The sequence below is a fragment of the Roseburia sp. OM02-15 genome (assembly GCF_003481835.1).
GTDB lineage: Bacteria > Bacillota > Clostridia > Lachnospirales > Lachnospiraceae > Eubacterium_I > Eubacterium_I ramulus_A.
Window position 1 is genome coordinate 26,514 of sequence record NZ_QULX01000004.1, and the last position, 24,735, is coordinate 51,248.

Consider the following 24,735-nt stretch of genomic DNA (forward strand, 5'->3'; position numbering starts at 1 on the left):
TTCCATGAGAAAATTAATACGTTTTGGTATTTTACTGTTTGTTCTGATCTCCATGGGCAGTATGCTGACCGCCTGTAAAAAAGAAAAAGCGGAAAGCAGCGGCTATTCCATGTATTATCTGAACAAACAGCGAACAAAAATTGTAAACAAACCATATGATCCTTCTGCTACAGATACGGAAGGACTGATTGAAGAATTTATCACACAGATGTCGGAAAAGACCGACGATGTGGATTATCAGCAGATTTTACCGGACAAAGTGGAAATTGAACGTTATGAATATACCGATCATCAGCTTTATCTGTATTTTAACAAAGAATATGGCAAGATTGCGCCGCTGGAGGAGGTTTTATGCCGGGGTGCGATTGTGCATAATATGATGCAGATCGAAGGCGTCGAAGGCGTTTCCATGTATGTGGATAACCTGCCTTTGAAGGATGCGAACGGCGTAGAGGTTGGCATTCTGACCAATGATTCCTTTGTGGAAAATCCGGGAGAGAAGATCAACAACATTCAGGAAGCGAACCTGACCTTGTATTTTGCTTCGGAGAATGGTGACGGACTTGTACGTGAGACGCAGCATGTTTATTACTCCAGCAATACTTCTATTGAAAAACTGGTAATGGAGCAGCTGTTAGACGGACCGCGTTCTTCCAATGCGCAGGCAGCGATTCCGTTCGGAACAAATCTGGTCAGCGTATCCGTTATGGATGGTGTGTGTCTGGTGAATCTGGATGAAGGATTCTTAGCTCAAAATTTTGAGATTCGGGAAGATGTAATCATTTATTCGATCGTTGATTCACTGACGGAACTGGATACGGTAAAGACCGTCCAGATCGCAGTCAACGGAAAAACAAACCTGACTTATCGGGATAAGATGTCCCTGAAAGAATATTATAAACGCAATCTGGATCTTGTGACGGAAGAAGGCGACGATGTGGAGATCGTACAGAAACAGGAGAAGGAGGGATTGCTTGATTCTGGCGAATAGGCATCACATCTGGCTGTTTGCGGCAGCTTATACGACGGGAATTTTACTTGCCGGGCAAATGCCGCAGCACCAGATACTTCCTGCCATTTTGATTCTGGCAGGCATTGGTGCAGTGTGTTATCTGCACCCGGCAAAAAAAGAATGCGTGATATTAGCATTGCTTCTTTCAGGTGCTGTGCTATCCGGGTTTGGATTGACACGGCATCAGGCAATGCAGTACACAAAACGGGTTTCACTGGCAGAACAGCACATGGAAACATCGGTTCGTATCAGTGGAATCCTGACACAAAAAGAACAAAAATCTGACAAATATCTATATCAAATCAAACAAATGTATCTGGAGACAGATCAAACGCCCGTGTTTCTGGGCAATATTTTATTATATACAACAAAAGACAACTGTTCTATCGGAACAATACTTACCGCTGAAGGAGAACTGGACGTTTTTTTACCTGCAAGGAATGAAGGCAATTTTGACTTTGCTGCTTATTATCAGCAAATGAATATTACCTGCCGTTTTTACGCGGATACTGTTACCGTACAAAAGCCTTCGCGTTTTTCAATACGGGAAGTTCTGTATCAGTTACAACAAAAAATTATGCAAACATATACTACAGAGTTAAATGAGCGTGATGCCGGCATTTTATCGACGCTGGTAGCGGGAAGTAATGCACAACTGGATGCGCAGACAAAGGAAAGCTATCGAAAAGCCGGGATTTCGCATATTCTGGCAGTTTCAGGATTACATATATCGGTATTTGGATTTAGTGTGTACCGTTTTCTCCGCCGCTGTCGGCGTTCTTACCCCTGTGCAGCGCTGCTTAGCAGTCTCTGTGTGATTGACTTTGCCATGATGAGTGGTTTTGGTGTGTCCGCGCAGCGGGCAGTCATCATGTATCTATGTATCATGGGCGCAGAAATACTTGGGCGAAAATACGATGCTTCCCATGGACTGGCGCTGGCTGCTTGTATCATTTTGCTTCGCAATCCCTTTGCAATTTATCAGAGTGGATTTTTATTTTCTTTTACAGCATTACTTGCGATTACGGTATATTCCGGTCTGCGATCGGAGAGAGAAAAAGCAATACAAACTGCATCAGAGAAGAGAAAAAATCATATAAAAGGTCGTGTTGGGACATGGTTTCAGGACTTTTGGAAACGATTGCGACTGAATCTGTTTTTGCAATTATGGCTGATGCCATTGACGGCATGGTTTTATTATGAAATTCCGGTGTATGCACTGTTTTTAAACCTTCTGGTGATCCCGTTATGTGGCTGGCTGCTTGGCTTTGGAGTACTTGGCGCAGTTGTCGGTATGAAATTACCGGTTTGTTCCAAGTGGATTCTGATTCTCTGCCACTGGATTTTAAATATTTACGAAACCGGAATTGATCTGACGGACAGGCTCCCGGGACATTTGTGGATTACAGGACAACCGTCTATGAAATTACTGATCTTATATTATGGAATCTTTGGTGGATATGTGATCGTATATCATTTTGGGAAAAAGTGGAATCTTTATTCTAAAATAAGATCTGTTTTTGCTGGAATATGTGTTGCATGTTTTGCCTTGTGCCTGTTGGTGCCGCCCAAAGATCTGTCTGGAATATATTTTCTGGATGTGGGGCAGGGCGACGGCATTATGATTTCTGATGGAAAGCAGAAACATATTTTTATTGATGGTGGAAGCACCAGTGAAAGTGCTGTGGGAACGTATCGCGTCTTGCCATTTCTGAAATATCACCGTATCCGGCAGATCGATGCATGGATCGTGACACATACAGATGCTGATCACATTTCCGGTTTGACAGAAGCGTTAGAATCCGGCTATCCGATTCGCCGATTATTGCTGGCAAAAGCAGCACCGGCGGATGATGCACTGGAACATCTGGTAACGCTGGCAAAAGAAAACGGAACAGAAGTTGTATTTGTTCAGGCAAATACCACTTTAACGATGCAGGATGCCACGATGACCTGTCTGTATCCAGAGGCAGAAGAAGCAGAAACGGAGAAAAATGCGCTGTCGCAGGTGTGGCGTTATGAATCCGATGGTTTTTCTGTTCTATTGACAGGGGATCTTGGCAGTGAACAGGAACAGATTTTGGTGGAACGAAACTTATTGCAACCAGTAACTGTTTTAAAAACAGCACATCATGGTTCTGCTTATTCCAGCAGCGAAACGTTTCTGGAATCTATACGACCAGCGGTAGCTGTAATTTCCTGTGGAGAAAAGAACCGATATGGGCATCCGGCATCGGAGACAATCGAACGGTTGGAACAGGCAGACACATCCATTGCATATACGATGAAAAGCGGACAGATTTCCGTTGTAAAAGAGCATGGCAAATGGAAGGAAGTGTATTTTATCAAAGATAAAAGGTAGGTATTTTTGTTATAGTTTACGCATCACATGTATTCGGGAAATGATTATTTTTACAAATGTCGCGTGTAAACTATTATGTATTTTTACATATCCTGACAGATATAATAACAGGTGTCTTGACACCTGTAAACCATGATAGTATAATGGCAAAAGCACAAAAAGAATCCGGGCAGTGTATATTAGGTCAGTTTAAACGCTTTTTCCCTATAAGCCAAATCGGGAAATCGCATGCTAATATATGCTGCCCGGAAAGAGGATAAGAGTATGAATATGAAAGAGTATTATGATGTCATTATAGTTGGTACGGGAGCTGCTGGTTTGTACTGTGCATTGAATCTTCCGGAGCGAAAAAAAGTATTATTACTCACAAAGCAGAAAGCGGATCAGTCCGATTCATTTCTGGCGCAGGGTGGTATCTGCATGCTTCGTGGAGAAGGCGATTACAACGATTATTTTCAGGATACCATGCGTGCAGGACATTTTGAAAGCGATGAAAAAGCAGTGGAACTGATGATCCGCAGTTCAAACAGTATTATCCGGGATCTGGTACGCAGACACGTTGATTTTGCAAGGGATGCACAGGGAAATCTGGCTTTTACCAGAGAAGGTGCACATTCCCAGCCACGTATCCTGTTTCATGAAGATGAGACCGGAAAACAGATCACTCAGACTTTGTTAGATGAGGTAAATACGAAAGATAATATCGAAATCTGTGAATATATGACCATGGTAGATCTGATCGTCAAAGATAACGTGTGCGGCGGTATTATTATCATGGATGAAAAAAATGAGGTATACCCGGTACGTGCCAAACATGTCGTTTTAGCGTGTGGTGGTCTGGGTGGATTGTATCAGAATTCCACCAATTTTCCACATATTACCGGTGACGCTCTTGGAATCGCAATGAAGCACCAGATTGTATTAGAGCATCTGGATTACATACAGATTCATCCAACCACGTTGTATTCAAAAAAGCCGGGAAGACGTTTTCTGGTATCAGAGTCCGTTCGTGGTGAGGGTGCTCTGCTGCTGGATAAAAATGGTCAGCGGTTTACGGACGAATTGCAACCGCGTGACACAGTAAGTAAAGCAATTTTTGCACAGATGGAAAAAGAGGGCAGTCATTGTGTCTGGGAAGATATGCGTCCTCTGGGCAAGGATACGATTCTGAAGCATTTCCCGAATATTTATCAGCATTGTCTGGATGAGGGATATGATCCATGCAAAGAGCCAATCCCGGTTGTTCCGGCACAGCATTATTTTATGGGCGGTATCAAAGTTGATCTGGGAAGTCGTACTTCCATGAAAGGATTGTATGCCTGTGGAGAGACAAGCTGTAACGGTGTACACGGCAAAAACCGTCTGGCAAGCAATTCTCTGCTGGAGTCTCTGGTATTTGCACGGAGAGCCGCAGATGACATTATGTTTGGGGAAGAACCGGAATTTGATGCATCGGGCAGACTGGATTGCAGCAGATACGAAGACCGGGATGCTATTTTGGGTGAATACCATAAAGCAGTACGCAGTGAGATCGAAAGGATGAAAAAGAGTCATGAATAGTATTACGATGAAATTGCAGGCAGACGAACTGATCCGTCTGGCACTGCAAGAAGATATTACAAGCGAAGATGTGTCTACCAATGCGGTAATGCCAACGGCGCAGCAGGGAACCGTAGATCTGATTGCAAAAGAAGATGGCATTATGGCAGGTCTGGATGTCTATGCCCGCGTGTTTACGTTACTGGATCCGGCAACGGTTGTGACATTTCAGGTAAAAGACGGAGACCGCGTAAAACCGGGAGATCTGATTGGAACGGTTACCGGTGATATCCGCGTATTACTTTCCGGAGAACGTGTGGCATTGAACTATCTGCAGCGGATGAGCGGCATTGCAACTTATACCCGTCAGGTGGCAGACCTTCTGGAAGGCAGTGGAGTAACTTTACTGGATACAAGAAAAACAACGCCGAACTGTCGTATTTTTGAAAAATATGCCGTACGGGTTGGTGGTGGCTGCAATCATCGTTACAACCTTTCAGACGGTGTTTTGTTAAAAGATAATCATATCGGAGCTGCCGGAAGCATTACAAATGCTATCCAAATGGCAAAAGCTTATGCGCCGTTTGTCCGTAAAATCGAAATTGAAGTAGAGACTTTAGAGCAGGTAAAAGAGGCAGTTGATGCCGGTGCAGACATTATTATGTTGGATAATATGACACCGGACACTATGCGTCAGGCAGTAGAACTGATCGATGGACGTGCACAGACAGAGTGTTCCGGAAATATCACAAAAGAAAACATTGCCCGTATCCGGGAGATCGGTGTTGATTTTGTTTCCAGCGGTGCATTGACACATTCTGCACCGATTCTGGATATTTCCATGAAACATTTACATGCGATTTAATATGGGAGATTCGTGAACGATTCTTTTCATAACATACGTAGAGAAACAAATTTATACAAATGAGTCATGCCATGCAAAAGGAGATTGATTCAGAATTTGTGTAAGAAAGTGAGAAAATAAAATGACAATAGCAGAAATACAGCAGGAAATCATGCGTATGAAAAAGGAGCAGGATGTCTGTATCCTTGCACATGCGTATCAGGGACAGGAAATTTTGGAAGTAGCTGACTATATGGGTGATTCTTATGGCTTAAGCGTACAGGCATCCAAAAGTAACTGCAAAGGCGTTATTATGTGCGGTGTCCGTTTTATGGCAGAGACCTGTAAAATTTTAAGTCCGGAAAAAACGGTATGGCTTGCCAATCCGGCAGCGGGATGTCCGATGGCAGAGCAGTTAGACCTTGATTTTTTACGCGCTTTAAAGCAAAAATATCCGGATCATGCAGTGGTTGCCTATATCAATACCACTTCTGAACTGAAAACAGAGTGTGACGTATGTGTTACTTCATCCTCTGCTGTTGAAATCTGTAAAAAATTAGATGCAGATAAGATTTTATTTATTCCGGACCCGAACCTTGGTCGTTATGTGGCACAGCAGCTTCCGGAGAAAGAATTTGCTTTTTACACCGGTGGATGTCCGCGTCATATGATCGTAACGCCGGAGCACGTCAGAAAAGCAAAAGAGCTGCATCCGAACGCGTTGCTTTTGGTTCACCCGGAATGTCGGCAGGAAGTCGTTGCACAGGCAGACTATGTCGGTTCGACTACCGGAATCATGAATTTTGCAAAAAAATCCGATCATAAAGAGTTTATTATCGGTACTGAAAACAGCATCGTACAGCATTTACAGTTTGATTGCCCGGAGAAGCAGTTTTATCCACTGACTGTACAATTAACCTGTATGAATATGAAGATCACAACATTGATGGATATTTATAATTGCCTGAAAGGTTGCGGCGGCGAAGAAATTACCCTGCCGGAGCATGTCATGGAAGGTGCCGGCAGATGTATTTACCGTATGGTAGAACTTGGCGGTTGATGAATATCATGTATTGCTGTTCACAGTCATATACTCAGGGAATAATTATGCGTGTGTGAAATATTCACTGGGTATTGTTGTGTTTGAATCTATATGAGAAATTGTAATATTATAATTACTTATGGCGGGAGAGATTTTTCTTTCCTGCCTTGTGTTTTTTTCGGAATCATATTATACTTTGAGACATGAAAACATTACAGGAAGATTTAAAAACAGGAAATTTTAAACATATTTATTTGCTATATGGCGAAGAGGCATATCTGGTCCGGCAGTACAGAGACCGTCTGAGAGACAGTTTGTGTGTAGAAGGAGATACAATGAACACTTCTGTCTTTTCCGGAAAAGATATCCGACCGGCATCGCTGATCGATCTGTCGGAGACCATGCCGTTTTTTGCAGAGCGGCGTGTGATTTTTGTGGAAAACAGTGGATTTTTCAAAAAAAGTCCCGAAGATCTTGCAGCATATCTGGGAGAACTGCCGGAAACCACGTATTTTATTTTTGTGGAAGAAGAAGTGGATAAGCGCGGCAAAATGTATAAGCAGGTCAAAAAGTTTGGCAGCGTGGTAGAATTTAAGCGTCAGACGGATGCCGTACTGATGCAATGGATTCTTGGAAAATTAAAGAAAGAAAACAAGCGGATCACCCGTCCGGTGATGGAACTGTTCTTAGACAAAACCGGCACCGATATGGAGCTGATCACGCAGGAATTAGAAAAACTGCTTTGCTATACCATGGAAAAAGACGTGATTGAAGCGGCAGATGTCGAAGCAATCTGTGCCAACCAGATCAATGGTAAGATTTTTGATATGGTAGATGCCATTGGACGCAAGGAGCAGAAAAAAGCACTGGATCTGTATTATGACCTGCTGATGCTCAAAGAACCTGCCATGCGGATTTTGTATCTGGTGACACGTCATTTCCAGATTCTGATGCAACTTCGGGATATGACGGGAAAAGGCTTTGACAACAAACAAATGGCAGCAAAAGCCGGTGTTCCGGAATTTGCCGTACGCAAATATCTTGGACAGGCAAAAAGTTTTTCTCTGGCTCAGTTAGAGGAGATCGTGCGTGCCAGCGTACAGACCGATGAAAATATTAAAACTGGTCAGATGGCCGATCAGCTTGCGGTAGAATTACTGATTATTTCCACGATGCAGGGGTAAAATTTGTTATTGTGTATAAAATTTAAGGCTCTGGCACAAATAAGTGTTGCAATTACATTTTTACTGTGCTAGAATCAGACGCAGAAAGACAAAGACGTCTGGATGAATTCATCCAGGCGTCTTTTTGTGTTCCTGGATAATTTTTCGGTAACACAGAGAGTTGAAATAGAGAAAATGAATGGAGTCGCATTTTCCGGTTATTAAGGAGGATTTTGAAAATGAACACAGGAGATACCGCTTTTATGATGATTTGCTCAGCGCTGGTATTTTTTATGACACCAGGTCTGGCATTCTTTTATGGAGGACTGGTTCGAAGAAAAAATGTAGTAAACACAATGATGACATGTGTATCCATCATGGGGCTTGCCGTTGTAATGTGGGTAGCCTTTGGTTATTCCCTTGCTTTTGGTGGCAACCACGGAGGCATTATCGGAGATTTCCGCTGGGCATTCTTACATGGCATTAACATGTCAGAGGCAGGACCTTATGCAGACAGTATCCCACATCTGGTATACATCGCTTTCCAGATGATGTTTGCCATCATTACACCGGCACTGATCACAGGATCTCTTGTTGGTCGAATGAAATTTAAAGCATTATTTTTCTTTATCGCTTTGTGGTCAGTCGTTGTATATTATCCGCTGGCACATATGGTATGGGGCGAAGGCGGACTGCTGGCAGCCATCGGATCTGTTGATTTCGCAGGTGGAAACGTCGTTCATATCAGTTCCGGTATCACTGCTTTAACATTAGCTATTTTACTTGGACGCAGAAAAGGATATAATAAAGTTGCTTATCGTGTACATAACATTCCATTCGTTGTTCTGGGAGCTTCCATGCTGTGGTTTGGATGGTTCGGATTCAATGCCGGAAGTGCTTTAAAAGCAGACGGACTTGCCGCACATGCGTTTATGACAAGCGCTATTTCCGCCGGAGTTGCATTATTATCCTGGATGCTTCTGGATGTGATCATGGATAAGAAAACGACACTGGTTGGTGCATCCACTGGTTTAGTTGTTGGATTAGTTGCAATCACACCGGGAGCAGGTTTCGTCCCGATCTGGTCCGCATTTATCATTGGAGCATTAGTCAGCCCAATCTGCTTCTTCGGCGTAAAACTGATCAAACAGAAACTGAAAATCGATGATGCGTTAGATGCATTCGGATGCCATGGTATCGGTGGTATCTGGGGCGGTATCGCAACCGGATTATTTGGAAAATCATCGATCAACAGTGCTGCACGCTGGGATGGACTTGTATTCGGAGATGTACATCTGTTTCTGGCACAGCTGGCAGGTATCGGTATCACAATTGCCATCGCAGTAGTCGGAACATTGGTTTGTATCGGAATCGTACGCATCTTTACAAAGATTCGTGTGGATGACCGTTCTGAAACCATCGGTCTGGATCTGTCCGAACATGGTGAGAAAGCTTATCCGTCCTTCAATGGTTGGGATTAATACATATATGTGAAAAATATTCGATGTTCTGAAAAACGTGAAAGTTTGAAAATCAGATGATATTTTGAAAAAATCAGGACAATCAAAAGGAGATATCTATGTTAATCAAAGTAGAAGCAATTATAAATGAAGAAAAATTCGAAGATGTCAAAGAGGCATTAAATGCCATTCATGTCAATGGTATTACGGTTTCACAGGTCATGGGTTGTGGCACCCAGCGTGGATTAAAGCGTTATGTCCGTGGTTCTGAGGTAGAAATCAACCTGTTGCCGAAGATTAAATTGGAGATTGTAGTTTCCTCTGAAAAATGGGAAGAAAAGGTCATTGATACGATCCAAAAAACAGCTTACACTGGAAATGTCGGTGACGGAAAAATTTTCAGCTATGAACTCCGCACCGCTACCAAGATTCGTACGAATGAAAAGAATGAACATGCGATCTGGGGTGATGAGCAGCGGCAGGAATATGCACGAAATCCAGAGACAAAAGAAAACCTGTAATCGTAATCTACCGGAAAAATAATCTTAAAGTTAAATAATCAAAAAGAATGGATGCCATTTTCTGAACAGTTTATGTCAGAAATCTTGACATCCATTTTTTGTTAACTTATGAAGCAAAAAGGTTTGACTTCAAATATTATGTCATGAGCAAAATCAGTTCATGATCTACATTTGTCAACCATACTAGCATGTTGAATGTTTTGCGCTCATTTCACCATAGTCACATAATTGTAAGAATAATATACGATCGAAACAGATTATTCAGAAACCAGTTCCAGCCCTGTAATATCCGGTTGAATGGTGAGAGAGTAGTTTGTATAGTAAACCACAAATCCCGGTTTTGCTTTATTCGGTTTTTTTACATTTTTCTTTTGCAGATAATCAATTTCTACTTTTTCATTACCACGTCCTTTGGAATAAAAAGCAGCCAAACGTCCGGCTTCTTCAAACGTGCGATCCGGCATTTCACCTGTTTTTGTTTTCACAAGCACATGAGAACCCGGCATGCCTTTTGCATGGAACCACCAGTCATTGCCTTCTGCAAATTTGAAGGTAAGCTCATCATTCTGGAAATTGTTTTTACCGACATAGATGTCAAATCCATCGGTAGAACGGTAATGATACGGTTTGCTCTTGCCCTGTGTTTTCTTTTTAGAATATTTGTGCTTGATATAACCGCTTTCCATCATTTCTTCCTTGATCTGCTGTAAGTCAGCTTCTGTCTCTGCAATATCCAATGCAGTAGCAATAGAATCCAGATGATCAATTTCAAGCTGTGTATCCTCAATCAAATCTGTCAACGCCTCATACGTGCGTTTCAGTTTTGCATACCGGTCAAAATACTTTTTCGCATTGTCAAGTGGTGAAATCGTAGCATCCAACGGAATATGAATCGTCTCATTCGTATAATAATTCAACGCATCAAATCCTTTGCATCCTTCCTCTAACTGATATCCATACGTATGGATCAGTTCGCCGTATACTTTGTATTTTTCCCGTTTTTCTGTATCTTTTAACTGCTTTTTCTGCAGGTCGTATTTCTTACGGTTACGCTCCAGCAGTGTTGTGATCACATGACGCAGATCCGCGGATTTCTGCCGCATACGGGTATAGAGACTACGCTGTGCGTAATAGTTTTCCAGCACTTCCGAAATAGAATCATAGGAAACTACGGTATCCGATGCGTAGGAAGTCAACGGGATTGCCGCATATTCCACCGGTTCGTCCTGATGCATGATGATATTTGGATAAAAACGACCTTCCCGGATATCGATCATCGCTGCCAGAAAGACCTCTGCCAGTTTTTCTTTCTGAGCTTCATTCAGAGAAGCACATGGCGCATCACCATCTACATCTGCCCGATAACAGAATTCATTCGCAGCTAACGGACTGATACCAGTATAAGAAGTATAGATTGCTTTAGCAACTCCGCATGGCTTGGAAAGCGCATGCTCTGTAAAATGTTCTGCCGTTTCTTCTAATGGATTCATCTTGTCCTGTTGCGCCGGAATAAAATAGGTGCGCCCCGGAAGTACTTCACGGACAGAACTTACCTGTGCGGAAATATGTTTGATACTGTCAAGGATCATGTCATTTTCATCACAAAAGATGATGTTACTGTGTTTTCCCATCAACTCAATGATCAGTTTTTTATGCCGGAGATCACCAAGATCATCCAGATGTTCGATCTCAAACACAATGATTCGTTCCATTCCCGGTTGCGTGATCGCAGTGATCCGTCCATTTGCCACATGTTTTCGAAGCAGCATGCAGAAATTCGGTGCTGTCATCGGGCTTGGTTTATTTTTATCTGAAATATAGATCAGCGGCAGAGAAGCGCTTGCAGACAAAAGCAGACGTTTCTGACCGTTTGATCCCTTCATGGTAAGAAGCAGCTCATCCTTTTCCGGCTGCGCGATCTTACTCAACCTTGCATTTGTAAAATTTTCCTGTAGTTCTTTTGCCAGACTGGCAACTACAATACCATCAAGAGCCATAAAACTCCTCCTAACTTCACTGTCTGAATCACTTTTTTGATGCAAATAAAATTTTTACATATCATTTTGATACGATTTTTATTTGAAAATGCGTGATTCGCTAATAAAAAATGGTAGCATGATTTTGGCAAAAAAGCAAATTAAAACTGGAAAAAACGGAAATGGTGTGTTATTATATTGGATGTTTAACCGTAAAAAATGAAAAAGTGAAATATATATGATTTTACGACTGAAATAACAAGATACAAATAACGAAGCGAAAGGAGTGCTTTTCCATGTCTGTAGAAGAACAAAATCCGCTTGCCACTCAAAAGATCAGCTCCCTGATTTTAAAATTTACGATTCCGGCGATCATCAGCATGATGGTAAGTTCCTTATATAATATCGTAGATCAGATTTTTATTGGACAGGGTGTTGGTATGCTTGGAAATGCAGCGACAAATATTGCATTCCCGGTCAATATCATCTGTACCGCGGTAGCCTTGCTGCTTGGAATCGGAAGTGCCTCCAATTTTAATCTGAAATCCGGTGCCGGTCATACAGAAAAAGCGAAAAATTATGCCGGATGTGGATTATCGTTACTGGTCATCTGTGGTGTGATCATTACTGTCGTGACATTAGCTTTTTTAAGTCCGCTGATGCATGTGTTTGGCGCCACCGAGGAAGTACTGCCGTATGCGCTTGATTATACGGGGATCACAGCCATCGGTGTTCCATTTCTGACACTGACAACCGGAGGATGCCATCTGGTGCGTGCTGATCGAAGCCCGTCTTTTTCCATGGCTTGTATGCTGACTGGTGCGATCATCAATACGATTCTGGATCCGCTGTTTATTTTTGTCTGTCACTGGGGCATCAAAGGTGCTGCATGGGCAACCGTTTTAGGACAGGTGGTTTCCGGAATTATGATTTTGATCTATTTCTGGAAATTCTCCAAAATGGAACTGACAAAGTCTCAGTTGATCCCACGGGGAAAATATGCGAAAGAAATAGCAGCACTTGGCATGGCTTCCGGAATCAATCAGGTTGCCATGGCAATCGTACAGATCACAATGAACAATATTTTGCGAAAATACGGCGCACAGTCTGACTATGGAGCAGATATTCCGATTGCCTGTGCCGGTATTATTTCCAAAGTCAATATGATCTTTATGTCGATTGGAATCGGTATCTCTCAGGGGTGTCAGCCGATTTTCGGATTTAACTATGGTGCGGAAAAATACAGCAGAGTACGTGAAACTTACCGCAAAGCAGCTACAGCAGCGGTAGTGGCAGGTATTGTATTTTTCATCTGCTTCCAGATCTTCCCGCGACAGATCATTTCTCTGTTCGGCGGAGGAAGTGAAGCATATTTCCGGTTTGCGGAACGTTATTTCCGTATTTTTATGTTTATGACCTTTATCAACGGCATCCAGCCGATGTCTTCCGGTTTCTTTACCTCTATCGGTAAGGCAAAACTTGGTATGATCGTATCTCTGACCAGACAGATCCTGTTTTTACTGCCGCTGATCCTGATTCTCCCATTAATTATGGGCATCGACGGTGTTATGTACGCAGGACCGATCGCAGATCTGGCAGCCGCAGTGATCACAATCTGGTTTGTTTTACGCCAGTTTCAGGATATGAAGAAAAAGGAAGCCGGAAATATTTGACTTCCGGTAGAAAACATTTTATAATAAATTGATTATGTATAGCAGTAATTATGTGTATACAAAAGAATTCGAGATAAAGCAGGTGCAAAACAGATGATAAAAAGCATGACAGGTTTCGGTCGCTGTGAGCTTTCCAATGAGAAGCGCAAAATTACAGTGGAACTGAAATCAGTAAATCACAGATACCTGGATGTTAACATTCGCATGCCGAAGAAACTGAACTTTTTCGAATCAGCGATCCGTACTTTATTAAAAGAGTATATGCAGCGCGGAAAAGTAGATATGTTCATCAGCTACGAAGACTATTCCGAACAGACTCTGGCAGTTAAATACAATGCCACGATTGCAAAAGAATATCTGACTTATCTGCAGCAGATGGCAGACGAGTTTAACCTGGAAAATGATATCCGCGTCAGCAGCTTATCCCGTTATCCGGAAGTGCTTACAATGGAAGAACAGTCTGCAGATGAAGACGAATTATGGTCTGATCTGTCCCAGGCAATTCGTGAAGCCTGCACACAGTTTGTAGCTACCCGTACCACAGAGGGCGAACATCTGAAGCAGGATCTGGTTGAAAAACTGCATCACATGCGGGATAATGTAGATAAAGTAGAGCAGCGTGCGCCACAGATCATTGCGGAATACCGCAGCAAACTGATGGAAAAAGTAAACGAGCTGCTTGGTGATACCCAGATTGATGAGGCAAGATTATCCACAGAGATTGTTTTGTTTGCCGATAAGATCTGTACCGATGAGGAAACGGTTCGTCTGAAAAGCCACATTACTTCTATGTTAAATGCATTGGAGAGAAGTGAAGGCATCGGACGAAAACTGGATTTTATCGCACAGGAGATGAATCGCGAAGCCAATACGATTCTTTCCAAATCCAATGATCTGGAGACTTCCGACATTGCGATTGAATTAAAGACGGAAATCGAAAAAGTCCGGGAACAGATTCAGAATATTGAATAAAAGGAGCAGGTATGGCAGGATTAATCAACATCGGTTTTGGAAATGTGGTAAATACAGATAAAATCGTGACCATCATTAATCCGGACTCCGCACCGGCAAAACGAATCGTTCAGCGGGCCAAAGAATCAGAACGGATCATAGATGCGACCCAGGGAAGAAGAACCAAAAGTATCATTCTGACCGACAGTGAGCATGTGATACTATCTGCACTTCAGCCGGAGACACTGGCAGGCAGATTTCAAAATACAAAAGAAATGCTGTAAAGAGGAGATTGAATCATGGCAGGTTCAGGATTATTAATTGTAATATCCGGATTTTCGGGTTCCGGAAAAGGAACGATCATGAAAGAACTGATCGCACGTTACCCGGAAGAGTATGCATTATCCATATCGGCAACCACACGCGGACCGCGTGAAGGCGAAGAAGATGGCAGAGAATACTTTTTCAAGACAAAAGAAGAATTTCTTTCTATGATTGAAAAAGGAGAACTGTTAGAATATGCACAATATGTAGAAAATTACTACGGTACACCAAAAGCATATGTGCAGGAACAGCTTGACGCAAAGAAAAATGTCATTCTGGAGATTGAGATTCAGGGTGCATTAAAGATTAAAGAGCAGTTTCCACAGACATTATTACTGTTTGTGACACCGCCTTCCGCACAGATTTTAAAAGATCGTCTGACAGGACGTGGAACGGAGACAGAAGATGTCATCAATTCCAGACTTGCCAGAGCCGTAGAAGAAGCCGATGGCTGTGAAGTATACGATTATCTGGTGATCAATGATGAACTGGATGCCGCTGTAGAGAACGTACATCGGATCATCCGCGGAGAGCGTCAGCGTATGCAGCATAATCTTGACACCATTGAAACAATAAAAAATGATTTAAAACAGTTTGTGAAAGGAGATTTATCATGATACATCCATCTTATAATGAATTAATGAAAGTCGTAAATAACAACGCAGAGTACGGTGAGGAGCCGGTTGTAAACAGCCGTTATTCCATTGTGATCGCATCTGCAAAACGTGCACGCCAGATTATCGGTGGCGCAGAGCCGACTGTACCGAATGCAGCAGGCAAAAAGCCGTTATCCATCGCCGTTGAGGAGTTATACACAGGAAATGTAAAAATCCTTGGTGAGGACGACGATATCAAAGAAGAAGGCGATCGTTAATCCGTCTTTTTCGGGAAGAAATTCCGGTCTCAAGTTACATGCTGCCTGTGAAAAGGCAGCATTGTTATTTCTGGAACCGAAAATTTTTCAATTACAAAATTTAGTGGAGGAACCAAATGAAAGTATTATTTATTTCACTTGGCTGTGATAAAAACCTTGTAGACTCTGAATTTATGCTTGGTAAACTGACAAAGCATAAATTTACAGTGACGGATGATGAGCAGGAAGCAGATATAATCGTAGTCAACACCTGTTGTTTTATCCATGATGCAAAAGAAGAAAGTATTCAGTCAATTCTTGACATGGCACAGTATCGTACCAGCGGCTCCTGTAAGGCGCTGATCGTGTGCGGATGTCTGGCAGAGCGATACCGTGATGAAATTTTAAAAGAGATTCCGGAAGTAGATGCGGTGCTTGGAACCAACTCTACCGAGCAGATCTGCGATGCCATTGAGAAAGTACTGCTTGGCAATAAATATGAGGCATACGAGCCACTGACCGGTATTGAAATACACGAAGCAAAACGAAGTGTATCTACCGGTGGTCATTATGCACACTTAAAAATTGCGGAAGGATGCAGCAAGCATTGTACTTATTGTATCATTCCGTCCATCCGCGGTGATTTCCGTTCCGTACCGATGGAAGAAATCTTAAGTCAGGCAAGAGATCTGGCAGAGGCAGGTGTCAAAGAGCTTATTCTTGTGGCACAGGAGACAACCCTGTACGGTATTGATCTGTATGGCAAAAAATCTCTGCATATTCTGTTAAACGAATTAAACAAAATCCCGGGCATTTACTGGATTCGTCTGATGTACTGTTATCCGGAGGAGATTTACGATGAACTGATCGAAGCAATTCGTGACAACGAAAAAGTCTGTCATTATATTGATATGCCGATCCAGCACATCAATTCTGACATCTTAAAACGGATGGGAAGAAAGACAAACCGCGAAATGTTGGAGAAAAAGATCGCAGCTTTACGTGCCGCAATTCCGGATATTGCGATCCGTACCACACTGATCTGCGGATTCCCGGGTGAGACACCGGAGCAGCACGAAGAACTCATGGAATTTATCAATAAGACCGAGTTTGACCGACTGGGTGCGTTTACCTATTCTCCGGAAGAAAATACACCGGCAGCCACCTTTGACAATCAGGTGGAAGAATCTGTGAAAGAAGACTGGCAGGCAGATGTCATGGAACTTCAGGAAGAAATTATTCTTGACAAAAATGAGACCATGATAGGTCAGGAGATCCTGGTTATGATCGAAGGCAAAGTTGCTGATGAAAATGCTTATGTCGGAAGAAGCTACCGCGATGCACCGGATATTGACGGTCTGGTCTTTGTCAACACAGATGCCGAACTGGTCAGCGGTGATTTTGCAAAAGTCCGTATTACAGGTGCATATGAATATGATCTGATCGGCGAACTGATATGATATGAGATAGGAGGAACTTATGAATTTACCTAATAAACTTACGATTTTTCGTGTGATTTTAATTCCGTTTTTTGTGTTTTTCCTGCTGACCGACGTACTTGGCGCAAGCGGGGATTATCTGGCACTTGTGATCTTTATCGTTGCCAGCCTCACCGATATGCTGGATGGAAAAATTGCCCGTAAATACAATCTGGTCACAAACTTTGGAAAATTTATGGATCCGCTGGCAGACAAACTGCTGGTGTGCTCCGCGATGATCTGTCTGGTAGACTTAAGATTGTTACCGTCATGGATTGTCATCATCATTATTGCCCGCGAATTTATCATCAGCGGATTCCGTCTGATTGCCGCAGAGCATCAGATCGTTATCGCTGCAAGCATGTGGGGCAAGTTTAAGACAACTTTCCAGATGGCAATGATCATTTTGATTATCCTGAACATCAATGTTGATTTCTATATCGCGGGTGTTGGTGTGATCCATGTACTGGCAACGATCGCAACTTATGTAGCACTTGTTCTGACCATCGTATCCCTGATCGATTATCTGAACAAGAACAAAGCTGTTTTAAAAGAGCAGGATTAATCAGATGTAATCAAAAACATCTGGTTTCATTTATATTATATTAGGAGGTCCGCTATGAGAATTATAGCCGGAACAGCCCGTAGTATGCCGTTAAAGACAATTGAAGGCAAAGATACGCGGCCTACCACTGATCGAATCAAAGAGACGTTATTTAATATTTTACAAATGGATGTTCCAGGTTCTGTTTTTCTGGATCTGTTTGCCGGAAGCGGTGGAATTGGTCTGGAAGCAGTCAGCCGCGGTGCGAAAAAAGCTGTTTTTGTCGAGAACAGTAAGAAAGCCGCCGCATGTATTCAGGAGAATATCCGTTTTACCAAATTTACATCCAGTTGTGATTTGAAATGCATGGATGCCCTGTCTGCCCTTCGTATGCTGGAGCGCAGATATGTGTTTGACATTATTTTTATGGATCCACCATACGGCCTTGGACTGGAGTATGATGTGTTATTACATCTGAAAGATTCTTCCATTCTGACAGAAGACACCCTCATTATTGTGGAAGAATCACTGGATACCGATCCTTATGAGATGGAAAAATATGGATTTGAGATTACCCGCATAAAACGCTATAAGACAAATCAGCATGTTTTCCTGAAAAGAATACAGTAAAGGGGAGCGCCAAATTTACAGCGCAAAGATAAAATGAAAAAAGCAATCTATCCCGGAAGTTTTGATCCAATGACTCTGGGACATCTTGACATCATTGAACGTTCATCCAAAATGGTAGATGAACTGAACGTTGCCGTTTTAAAGAATAATGCGAAAAATCCGTTGTTTTCTGCGGATGAACGTGTTAGTATGATAAAAGAATTTACATCACATCTTCCGAACGTGACTGTGACTGCATACGACGGACTTTTAGCGGAATATGCAGATGAGACCGGAGCAACCATTATCGTGCGTGGACTGCGTGCGGTAACAGATTTTGAATATGAACTGCAGATCGCGCAGACAAATCATGCCATCAATCCCAAGATTGATACTATTTTTCTGACGACCAGTCTTCAGTACGCATATTTGAGTTCTACGATCACGAAAGAAGTTGCATCCTATGGCGGCGATATTTCCAAATTCGTCCCAAAGGATCTGATTGACAGAGTTTACAGCAAATTCAACATAACGAGATAAAAAGGAGAGATTCAAATGACCAGCCGTATTGAACAGATTATTTCTGAAATCGAGGAATACGTAGACAGTTGCAAATTTCAGCCACTGTCAAACACAAAAATCATTGTAAATAAAGAGGAACTGGAAGAATTACTTACCGAGCTTCGTATGAAGACACCGGATGAGATCAAACGTTACCAGAAGATCATCAGCAACAAAGATGCCATCCTTGCAGATGCACAGGCAAAAGCAGAGGAGATTCTGGCTCAGGCACAGATTCAGACCAATGAACTTGTCAGCGAGCACCAGATCATGCAGCAGGCTTACGCACAGGCAAACGAGGTCGTTTCCATTGCTACAAACCAGGCACAGGAGATTCTGGACAAGGCAACAGAGGATGCAGACAATATCCGTACAGCTGCAATTGAGTATACCGATAATCTTCTTGGAAACCTGGAGAACATCGTAACTCATGCAATTGATACAAACAAAGCAAAATATGACGGACTGATGTCTTCTCTTCAGAACTGCTACGATATTGTAAAAGCAAACAGAAACGAACTGACTCCTTCGGAAGAAGAAGCAACTGATCCGGAAGCAGATACCGCTTCAGAAGATCAGGGAGCTTCCAATGCGGAAGAGTATGATATCATTGGTTCTGATAACAAACCGGAGCAGTTATAATACATAGCAGGATTTTCGCTTCGTTTATATCACATAGAGTCGACAGACCAGTTCCAGAAATCCTGTTGCTAAAATTGCACATGCAAGTTTAAAACATGCATAATGCCGCAGGGAGAATGAAAGTTGTCGCAGCATGGAAGCAGTCTGAAACAGACCACTGATACCACCAAAGGAAACGATAAAAATGTCGATCAGATATTTGACATGAAAGGGCAATGCAGCCCCGGAAGTCAGATGGATTCCGTTGGTAATTTCCAATAGTCCGGTACAGAGGCAAAGTATCAGGTCGTTTTTTATTGGAAACTGTTTTAGAAAATCCGCAGCAATTGCAAATAACATAATATATCCGGCGAGTTTTATCATTGTAGAAAAACCGTTCATAATGCCGTCATCGATGATTTTCAAGCTTATTGCAGATCTGGATGCCGGCATTTTTTGCGGTCTTTTTTCCGACAGTTGATGTTGAACTGAAAACAGAACGAAACGTCCAAGCAGCAATGGTGGAAGATAGCAGATCAAAAGAAGCATCCACCCTGACAGAAAACCGCCATTTAAAGAAAGCACCATATAATTGTACAGAAAAGCCGGACCGAAATTATTGCTGATACAACTGATAACTTCTGCTTCCTTTGCAGTAATCTTGCCGGTGTCATACAGATCAGCACAGATTTTACTTCCCAGGGGAAAGCCAAATAGAAATCCTGCAATAAGTGGATAAATTAACGGCGCTCTGACCGGATATATTTTGGAAAACCATGGATAGATCCGCTCTGACAGACTGTCATAAATGCCGGAACGCACCATAATTCCGGATAAAATGCTAAAAGGCAGAAGTGTCGGCAGGACAGAATGATACCAGAGGGCGAGTCCACCGGCGGTAGCCAATGCAATCTGCCTTGGACGAACGATACAATATAACAGGCAAAGGGTAAATATCAGGATAGAGAAAATCTTTTTCATACTGCATTTTATTAGACATATCATAAAGTAATTCCTAAATCCGGAGCGAAATATGAAAAAGATTCTGATCTGGCTTGTTCTTATTTTTTGCTGTGCGCTGTTTGACTGTTTTCTTGTAAAAAAATTGCCGTTTTCATCGGAAATAACCATTGATCCGGTATTAGATCAAAGGATCTGTGACGAAATCAAATATTTTCCCATTGCATCGGATCGTAACGAAGCAGAATTGCCCTGTCAGTATGTGGATTCCTGGATGGCAGAGCGCACTTTTGGTGGAAACCGGCATCATGAAGGAACCGATTTGATGACAACCGAAAACGAACGCGGCATTTATCCGATCGTCAGTATGACGGATGGTGTGATTGAAGCCCTTGGATGGCTGCGCCTTGGCGGGTATCGCATTGGTATTCGCAGTTCTTCCGGCATTTATTATTACTATGCACATATGGAATCTTATGCAGAGGATCTGACAGAGGGCAGTAACATAAAAGCCGGACAGTTTCTTGGGTTTGTGGGTGATACCGGCTATGGTGCAGAGGGCACTATCGGGCAGTTTGCCGTTCATCTGCATGTAGGAATCTATGTTCAGGATGCAAATGGAGAAGATGTTGCCGTCAATGCTTATCCCTACCTGAAAAAAGCAGAATCTAAACAGATTTTGGCAGATTATAAAAAACTTGCAGATTTTGGGTCTGCCACCTATAATAAATGAAGCATATAACGATAAGAAAAGAACAAGGAACAATAAATAAATGGAAAAACAGATAAAAGCAATGCGAATGGATAAATTTTTATCCCAGACGCTGAACGTAACGCGCACAGAAGCAAAAAAAATGCTCAAACAGGGACGCATCAGCAAAAATGAGGTTGTCTGCAAAGATGGTGCAGAAAAAGTAATTCCTCAGACGGATGTTGTCTGTCTGGATGGAACGCCGATTCAGTATGAACAATTTCATTATCTGATGCTGTATAAACCGGCAGGATGTGTCACTGCCACCGAAGATGCACATGCGAAAACGGTAATGGATTATATCCCGGCAGAACGCCGGCGTAATCTGTCTCCGGTAGGCAGACTGGATAAAGATACCGAAGGATTGCTTTTACTGACGGATGACGGTGCCTTAAATCACCGGCTTCTTGCACCGGGAAAACATGTCCCCAAAACATACTATGCCAAAATTGATGGAACAGTGACCGAACGGGAAGTGACACTTTTTGCTGAAGGACTGGAGATTGGAGAAAAGAAACCGACCGCTCCTGCAATTCTGGAAATTTTACATTCCGCAGAGCAGTCAGAGATTCGTGTCACGATTACAGAAGGCAAATTTCATCAGATAAAGCGCATGTTTCATGCTGTCGGAATGGAAGTGCTTTATCTGAAACGGCTTTCCATGGGAACGTTACAGCTGGATGAGACACTTGCTCCGGGTGCATGGCGGGAGCTGACCGAAAGCGAAATACAACAGTTAAAGGAAGAACAATCATGATGTTAGAAAATAAAGAAGCCGTTATTTTTGATCTGGACGGTACGATTACGGATTCCATGTGGGTATGGGCAGATATTGACCGTACCTTTTTCGAACAGCGAAAGATTCCGATGCCGCCGACGTTAAATAAAGAGATCGAGGGAATGAGTTTTACGGAGACAGCAGAATATTTTATCCGTACCTTTCAGCTTCCGGAAACGGTAGAGGAATTAAAAGATATCTGGAATCGGATCGCACTGGATAAATATGCACATGAGACACCGTTAAAACCCGGAGCCGGTGAAATTTTGAAATATTTAAAAGAGCATCACATCAAAACCGGAATTGCCACCAGTAATTCCCGGTTATTACTGGATGTGTTTTTGAAAGAACGGGATCTGGAACCGTATATCGATGCAGTTACCACAAGCTGCGATGTCAACAAAGGCAAACCGGAGCCGGATGTCTATCTGAAAACAGCAGAAAAACTGCAGGTAAAACCGGAACATTGTCTGGTATTTGAAGACATCCCAATGGGAATTTTGGCAGGAAAACGGGCAGGCATGCAGGTGTGTGCCATCGAAGATGATTATTCCATCCACCTTACCGCTGAGAAAAAAGCGCTGGCGGATTACTATATTACAGATTTCAGACAGGTTCTGGATCATACCTATGAGGATTTAAGAAAATGAAGCAATTTTTACCAATCAGTCGTGCCGATATGGAGGCACAGGGCATCAAACAGCTTGATTTCGTCTACGTGATCGGCGATGCCTATGTGGATCATCCATCCTTCGGGCACGCGATCATCAGCAGAATATTACAGGCAAACGGTTTTACGGTGGGAATCATTTCGCAACCGAACTGGAAAGATCCGGACAGCATCACTATTCTGGGCGAGCCAAAACTTGGATTTATCGTAACCGGCGGAAATATGGATTCCATGGTAAACCATTATTCTGTTTCCAAAAAACGCCGACAGAAAGATGCTTTTACACCGGGCGGTGTTATGGGAAAACGCCCGGATTATGCAACCATTGTATACTGCAATCTGATCCGCCGAACATATAAGCATAATCCACTGATCATTGGTGGACTGGAAGCAAGTCTGCGCCGTTTGGCACATTATGACTACTGGTCAAATAAGGTCAAACGTTCGATTTTACTGGACTCAGGCGCCGACCTGTTATTATACGGAATGGGAGAGCGCAGTATCATTGCCATGGCAGAGGGACTCAAAAGCGGCATCAGTATCAAAGACCTGACATATATCGATGGTACAGTATACAAAACAAAAGACCCTGACAGTGTTTACGATGGCATTATGCTGCCGTCCTTTGAGGATATCTGCGCCAGCAAAGAAACCTATGCGCGCAGCTTTTATACGCAATACTGCAATACCGATCCGTTTACCGCAAAACGTTTGATTGAACCGTATCCAAACAAATGTTATGTGGTGCAGAATCCACCGGCAAAACCGCTGACAACCAGCGAAATGGATGATGTATATGCACTCCCTTACATGAGAACGTATCATCCGTCCTATGAAGAAGCAGGCGGTGTACCTGCAATTGAGGAAGTAAAATTCAGTCTGGTCAGCAATCGCGGCTGCTACGGCGGATGCAGTTTCTGTGCACTGACGTTTCATCAGGGACGTATCATTCAGACACGAAGTCACGAATCTATTTTAACCGAAGCAGAACAGATCGTGCATGATCCGGATTTTAAGGGGTATATTCACGATGTGGGCGGTCCGACGGCAAACTTCCGTGGACCATCCTGTGACAAACAGCTCACCAGAGGTGTCTGCAAGAACCGGCAATGCCTGTTCCCGACACCATGTCCGAATCTGAAAGTAGATCATTCGGACTACCTGAGTCTGCTTCGTAAATTGCGGAAACTGCCAAACGTAAAAAAAGTGTTTATCCGTTCAGGTATCCGGTTTGATTATCTGATCTGTGATAAGGACAAGACCTTTTTCCGGGAATTGTGTGAACATCATGTCAGCGGACAGTTAAAAGTGGCGCCGGAACACATTTCCGATTCGGTCCTTTCCCTGATGGGAAAACCGCCGGTAGCTGTTTATAATAAATTCAAAGACGAATATAAAAAGATCAACGAACGTCTGGATAAAAAACAGTATCTGGTACCGTATTTGATGTCTTCCCATCCGGGTTCGACCTTAAAAGAAGCGGTGGAACTGGCAGAATATCTGCGCGATCTTGGTTATATGCCGGAACAGGTACAGGATTTTTATCCTACACCGTCCACGATCTCAACCTGTATGTATTACACCGGTCTGGATCCGCGAACCATGAAAAAAGTGTACGTCACTAATAATCCGCATGAGAAAGCAATGCAGCGTGCCCTGATCCAGTATCGGAATCCGAAAAATTATGATCTGGTTTATGAAGCATTACATCTGGCACATCGTACGGATCTGATTGGATTTGGACCGAAATGCCTGATTCGTCCGAAGCATAGCGGACATTCAGATAATGACAGCGGATATCGTGGACAAGCAACTGGCAAATCCGGCAACACTAATCGGGGCAAAGGTTCTTACAAAGGACAGAACAATAACCAAAAAGGCAATCATACAAAAGGTAACAACCGTTCCCAGACTGGAAACAGACCGGAAAACGGAACTGCCGTTACAGCACGTCCGAAAAAGAAAAAATCCATTCGTAACGTGCATAAGAAAAAGCAGAAATAACTATTTAGATTACAGAGCTGTGCAAAAGAAAATATCATG

24 protein-coding genes are annotated in these 24,735 nt (G+C 42.8%); 22 read left to right on the forward strand and 2 right to left on the reverse strand.

What is annotated here, in order from left to right; translation table 11 throughout:
* The first annotated feature begins 4 nt into the window (after nucleotides 1-4).
* The 8 genes from DXB15_RS05010 (at nucleotide 5) to DXB15_RS05045 (ending at nucleotide 9,943) form a co-directional block, all read left to right on the forward strand.
* Nucleotides 5-991, forward strand: coding sequence for a GerMN domain-containing protein (locus tag DXB15_RS05010; RefSeq protein ID WP_118702235.1), 987 nt, complete (start codon nucleotides 5-7; stop codon nucleotides 989-991).
* Nucleotides 975-3,374: a DNA internalization-related competence protein ComEC/Rec2 gene (locus tag DXB15_RS05015; RefSeq protein WP_158582193.1), complete on the forward strand. Its 2,400-nt coding sequence runs from the start codon at nucleotides 975-977 to the stop codon at nucleotides 3,372-3,374. The genes DXB15_RS05010 and DXB15_RS05015 overlap by 17 nt, the downstream gene beginning before the upstream one ends.
* 270 nt (nucleotides 3,375-3,644) lie before the next feature.
* Nucleotides 3,645-4,934, forward strand: coding sequence for an L-aspartate oxidase (locus DXB15_RS05020; RefSeq protein WP_118702333.1), 1,290 nt, complete (start codon nucleotides 3,645-3,647; stop codon nucleotides 4,932-4,934).
* Nucleotides 4,927-5,778 (forward strand): carboxylating nicotinate-nucleotide diphosphorylase, encoded by an 852-nt coding sequence (nadC, locus tag DXB15_RS05025; RefSeq protein WP_109214578.1) that lies wholly within the window; start codon nucleotides 4,927-4,929, stop codon nucleotides 5,776-5,778. The genes DXB15_RS05020 and nadC overlap by 8 nt, the downstream gene beginning before the upstream one ends.
* 121 nt (nucleotides 5,779-5,899) lie before the next feature.
* On the forward strand, nucleotides 5,900-6,817 hold the full coding sequence (gene nadA / locus DXB15_RS05030) for a quinolinate synthase NadA (RefSeq protein WP_118702237.1): 918 nt from the start codon (nucleotides 5,900-5,902) through the stop codon (nucleotides 6,815-6,817).
* Nucleotides 6,818-7,002: 185 nt separating this feature from the next.
* Nucleotides 7,003-7,983: a DNA polymerase III subunit delta gene (gene holA / locus DXB15_RS05035; RefSeq protein ID WP_118702238.1), complete on the forward strand. Its 981-nt coding sequence runs from the start codon at nucleotides 7,003-7,005 to the stop codon at nucleotides 7,981-7,983.
* A gap of 218 nt (nucleotides 7,984-8,201) precedes the next feature.
* Nucleotides 8,202-9,443, forward strand: coding sequence for an ammonium transporter (locus tag DXB15_RS05040; protein ID WP_118702239.1), 1,242 nt, complete (start codon nucleotides 8,202-8,204; stop codon nucleotides 9,441-9,443).
* 98 nt (nucleotides 9,444-9,541) lie between these two features.
* Nucleotides 9,542-9,943, forward strand: coding sequence for a P-II family nitrogen regulator (locus DXB15_RS05045; protein ID WP_109214582.1), 402 nt, complete (start codon nucleotides 9,542-9,544; stop codon nucleotides 9,941-9,943).
* Between the two features lie 257 nt (nucleotides 9,944-10,200).
* Here the strand turns inward: DXB15_RS05045 and DXB15_RS05050 are convergent, their stop codons facing one another.
* The gene (locus DXB15_RS05050; protein ID WP_118702240.1) at nucleotides 10,201-11,940 is read right to left on the reverse strand and encodes an Rqc2 family fibronectin-binding protein; all 1,740 of its coding nucleotides are present in this window, start codon (nucleotides 11,938-11,940) and stop codon (nucleotides 10,201-10,203) included.
* A 275-nt stretch (nucleotides 11,941-12,215) separates the two neighbouring features.
* On the opposite strand from DXB15_RS05050, the gene DXB15_RS05055 reads away from it, so the two are divergent.
* The 10 genes from DXB15_RS05055 (at nucleotide 12,216) to DXB15_RS05100 (ending at nucleotide 19,554) form a co-directional block, all read left to right on the forward strand.
* Nucleotides 12,216-13,592, forward strand: coding sequence for an MATE family efflux transporter (locus tag DXB15_RS05055; protein WP_118702241.1), 1,377 nt, complete (start codon nucleotides 12,216-12,218; stop codon nucleotides 13,590-13,592).
* Nucleotides 13,593-13,685: 93 nt separating this feature from the next.
* The gene (locus tag DXB15_RS05060; protein WP_109214585.1) at nucleotides 13,686-14,564 is read left to right on the forward strand and encodes a YicC/YloC family endoribonuclease; all 879 of its coding nucleotides are present in this window, start codon (nucleotides 13,686-13,688) and stop codon (nucleotides 14,562-14,564) included.
* Between the two features lie 11 nt (nucleotides 14,565-14,575).
* Entirely contained in the window at nucleotides 14,576-14,827 is a 252-nt protein-coding gene (locus DXB15_RS05065) for a DUF370 domain-containing protein (protein ID WP_109214586.1), read from the forward strand.
* 15 nt (nucleotides 14,828-14,842) lie between these two features.
* Complete coding sequence (gmk, locus tag DXB15_RS05070; protein WP_109214587.1) at nucleotides 14,843-15,484, forward strand: guanylate kinase; 642 nt, start codon at nucleotides 14,843-14,845, stop codon at nucleotides 15,482-15,484.
* Complete coding sequence (gene rpoZ, locus DXB15_RS05075; protein WP_109214588.1) at nucleotides 15,481-15,741, forward strand: DNA-directed RNA polymerase subunit omega; 261 nt, start codon at nucleotides 15,481-15,483, stop codon at nucleotides 15,739-15,741. The genes gmk and rpoZ overlap by 4 nt, the downstream gene beginning before the upstream one ends.
* Nucleotides 15,742-15,857: 116 nt before the next feature.
* A complete protein-coding gene (gene rimO, locus DXB15_RS05080; protein WP_118702242.1) occupies nucleotides 15,858-17,180 on the forward strand; it encodes a 30S ribosomal protein S12 methylthiotransferase RimO in 1,323 nt (440 codons plus the stop codon).
* A gap of 19 nt (nucleotides 17,181-17,199) precedes the next feature.
* On the forward strand, nucleotides 17,200-17,763 hold the full coding sequence (pgsA, locus tag DXB15_RS05085; RefSeq protein ID WP_109214590.1) for a CDP-diacylglycerol--glycerol-3-phosphate 3-phosphatidyltransferase: 564 nt from the start codon (nucleotides 17,200-17,202) through the stop codon (nucleotides 17,761-17,763).
* 54 nt (nucleotides 17,764-17,817) lie between these two features.
* A complete protein-coding gene (gene rsmD, locus DXB15_RS05090) occupies nucleotides 17,818-18,372 on the forward strand; it encodes a 16S rRNA (guanine(966)-N(2))-methyltransferase RsmD (RefSeq protein WP_109214591.1) in 555 nt (184 codons plus the stop codon).
* Between the two features lie 33 nt (nucleotides 18,373-18,405).
* Nucleotides 18,406-18,891: a pantetheine-phosphate adenylyltransferase gene (gene coaD, locus DXB15_RS05095; protein ID WP_109214592.1), complete on the forward strand. Its 486-nt coding sequence runs from the start codon at nucleotides 18,406-18,408 to the stop codon at nucleotides 18,889-18,891.
* Nucleotides 18,892-18,906: 15 nt separating this feature from the next.
* Nucleotides 18,907-19,554, forward strand: a complete 648-nt coding sequence (locus tag DXB15_RS05100; protein ID WP_109214593.1) for an ATPase — start codon at nucleotides 18,907-18,909, stop codon at nucleotides 19,552-19,554.
* Between the two features lie 24 nt (nucleotides 19,555-19,578).
* Here the strand turns inward: DXB15_RS05100 and DXB15_RS05105 are convergent, their stop codons facing one another.
* Nucleotides 19,579-20,538, reverse strand: a complete 960-nt coding sequence (locus tag DXB15_RS05105) for a hypothetical protein (protein ID WP_147404767.1) — start codon at nucleotides 20,536-20,538, stop codon at nucleotides 19,579-19,581.
* A 28-nt stretch (nucleotides 20,539-20,566) separates the two neighbouring features.
* On the opposite strand from DXB15_RS05105, the gene DXB15_RS05110 reads away from it, so the two are divergent.
* The 4 genes from DXB15_RS05110 to DXB15_RS05125 are packed head-to-tail and all read left to right on the forward strand — an operon-like array spanning nucleotide 20,567 to nucleotide 24,696.
* Nucleotides 20,567-21,226 carry a M23 family metallopeptidase gene (locus DXB15_RS05110; RefSeq protein ID WP_109214595.1) on the forward strand — a complete coding sequence of 220 codons (660 nt, stop codon included), beginning with the start codon at nucleotides 20,567-20,569 and terminating at the stop codon, nucleotides 21,224-21,226.
* 40 nt (nucleotides 21,227-21,266) lie between these two features.
* A complete protein-coding gene (locus DXB15_RS05115) occupies nucleotides 21,267-22,001 on the forward strand; it encodes a pseudouridine synthase (RefSeq protein WP_243115598.1) in 735 nt (244 codons plus the stop codon).
* Nucleotides 21,998-22,672, forward strand: a complete 675-nt coding sequence (locus DXB15_RS05120) for an HAD family hydrolase (RefSeq protein WP_330427469.1) — start codon at nucleotides 21,998-22,000, stop codon at nucleotides 22,670-22,672. The genes DXB15_RS05115 and DXB15_RS05120 overlap by 4 nt, the downstream gene beginning before the upstream one ends.
* Nucleotides 22,669-24,696: a YgiQ family radical SAM protein gene (locus DXB15_RS05125; RefSeq protein ID WP_109214596.1), complete on the forward strand. Its 2,028-nt coding sequence runs from the start codon at nucleotides 22,669-22,671 to the stop codon at nucleotides 24,694-24,696. Before DXB15_RS05120 ends, DXB15_RS05125 begins: the two co-directional genes overlap by 4 nt.
* The last annotated feature ends 39 nt before the right edge of the window (nucleotides 24,697-24,735 follow it).

Excerpts from the sequence above, each read along its gene's own strand:
- DXB15_RS05010 (WP_118702235.1), top strand. The coding sequence starts at position 5 with ATGAGAAAATTAATACGTTTTGGTATTTTACTGTTTGTTCTGATCTCC.
- DXB15_RS05020 (WP_118702333.1), top strand. The coding sequence starts at position 3,645 with ATGAAAGAGTATTATGATGTCATTATAGTTGGTACGGGAGCTGCTGGT.
- nadC (WP_109214578.1), top strand. The coding sequence starts at position 4,927 with ATGAATAGTATTACGATGAAATTGCAGGCAGACGAACTGATCCGTCTG.
- nadA (WP_118702237.1), top strand. The coding sequence starts at position 5,900 with ATGACAATAGCAGAAATACAGCAGGAAATCATGCGTATGAAAAAGGAG.
- holA (WP_118702238.1), top strand. The coding sequence starts at position 7,003 with ATGAAAACATTACAGGAAGATTTAAAAACAGGAAATTTTAAACATATT.
- DXB15_RS05040 (WP_118702239.1), top strand. The coding sequence starts at position 8,202 with ATGAACACAGGAGATACCGCTTTTATGATGATTTGCTCAGCGCTGGTA.
- DXB15_RS05045 (WP_109214582.1), top strand. The coding sequence starts at position 9,542 with ATGTTAATCAAAGTAGAAGCAATTATAAATGAAGAAAAATTCGAAGAT.
- DXB15_RS05050 (WP_118702240.1), bottom strand. The coding sequence starts at position 11,940 with ATGGCTCTTGATGGTATTGTAGTTGCCAGTCTGGCAAAAGAACTACAG.
- DXB15_RS05055 (WP_118702241.1), top strand. The coding sequence starts at position 12,216 with ATGTCTGTAGAAGAACAAAATCCGCTTGCCACTCAAAAGATCAGCTCC.
- DXB15_RS05060 (WP_109214585.1), top strand. The coding sequence starts at position 13,686 with ATGATAAAAAGCATGACAGGTTTCGGTCGCTGTGAGCTTTCCAATGAG.
- DXB15_RS05065 (WP_109214586.1), top strand. The coding sequence starts at position 14,576 with ATGGCAGGATTAATCAACATCGGTTTTGGAAATGTGGTAAATACAGAT.
- gmk (WP_109214587.1), top strand. The coding sequence starts at position 14,843 with ATGGCAGGTTCAGGATTATTAATTGTAATATCCGGATTTTCGGGTTCC.
- rpoZ (WP_109214588.1), top strand. The coding sequence starts at position 15,481 with ATGATACATCCATCTTATAATGAATTAATGAAAGTCGTAAATAACAAC.
- rimO (WP_118702242.1), top strand. The coding sequence starts at position 15,858 with ATGAAAGTATTATTTATTTCACTTGGCTGTGATAAAAACCTTGTAGAC.
- pgsA (WP_109214590.1), top strand. The coding sequence starts at position 17,200 with ATGAATTTACCTAATAAACTTACGATTTTTCGTGTGATTTTAATTCCG.
- rsmD (WP_109214591.1), top strand. The coding sequence starts at position 17,818 with ATGAGAATTATAGCCGGAACAGCCCGTAGTATGCCGTTAAAGACAATT.
- coaD (WP_109214592.1), top strand. The coding sequence starts at position 18,406 with ATGAAAAAAGCAATCTATCCCGGAAGTTTTGATCCAATGACTCTGGGA.
- DXB15_RS05100 (WP_109214593.1), top strand. The coding sequence starts at position 18,907 with ATGACCAGCCGTATTGAACAGATTATTTCTGAAATCGAGGAATACGTA.
- DXB15_RS05105 (WP_147404767.1), bottom strand. The coding sequence starts at position 20,538 with ATGATATGTCTAATAAAATGCAGTATGAAAAAGATTTTCTCTATCCTG.
- DXB15_RS05110 (WP_109214595.1), top strand. The coding sequence starts at position 20,567 with ATGAAAAAGATTCTGATCTGGCTTGTTCTTATTTTTTGCTGTGCGCTG.
- DXB15_RS05115 (WP_243115598.1), top strand. The coding sequence starts at position 21,267 with ATGGAAAAACAGATAAAAGCAATGCGAATGGATAAATTTTTATCCCAG.
- DXB15_RS05120 (WP_330427469.1), top strand. The coding sequence starts at position 21,998 with ATGATGTTAGAAAATAAAGAAGCCGTTATTTTTGATCTGGACGGTACG.
- DXB15_RS05125 (WP_109214596.1), top strand. The coding sequence starts at position 22,669 with ATGAAGCAATTTTTACCAATCAGTCGTGCCGATATGGAGGCACAGGGC.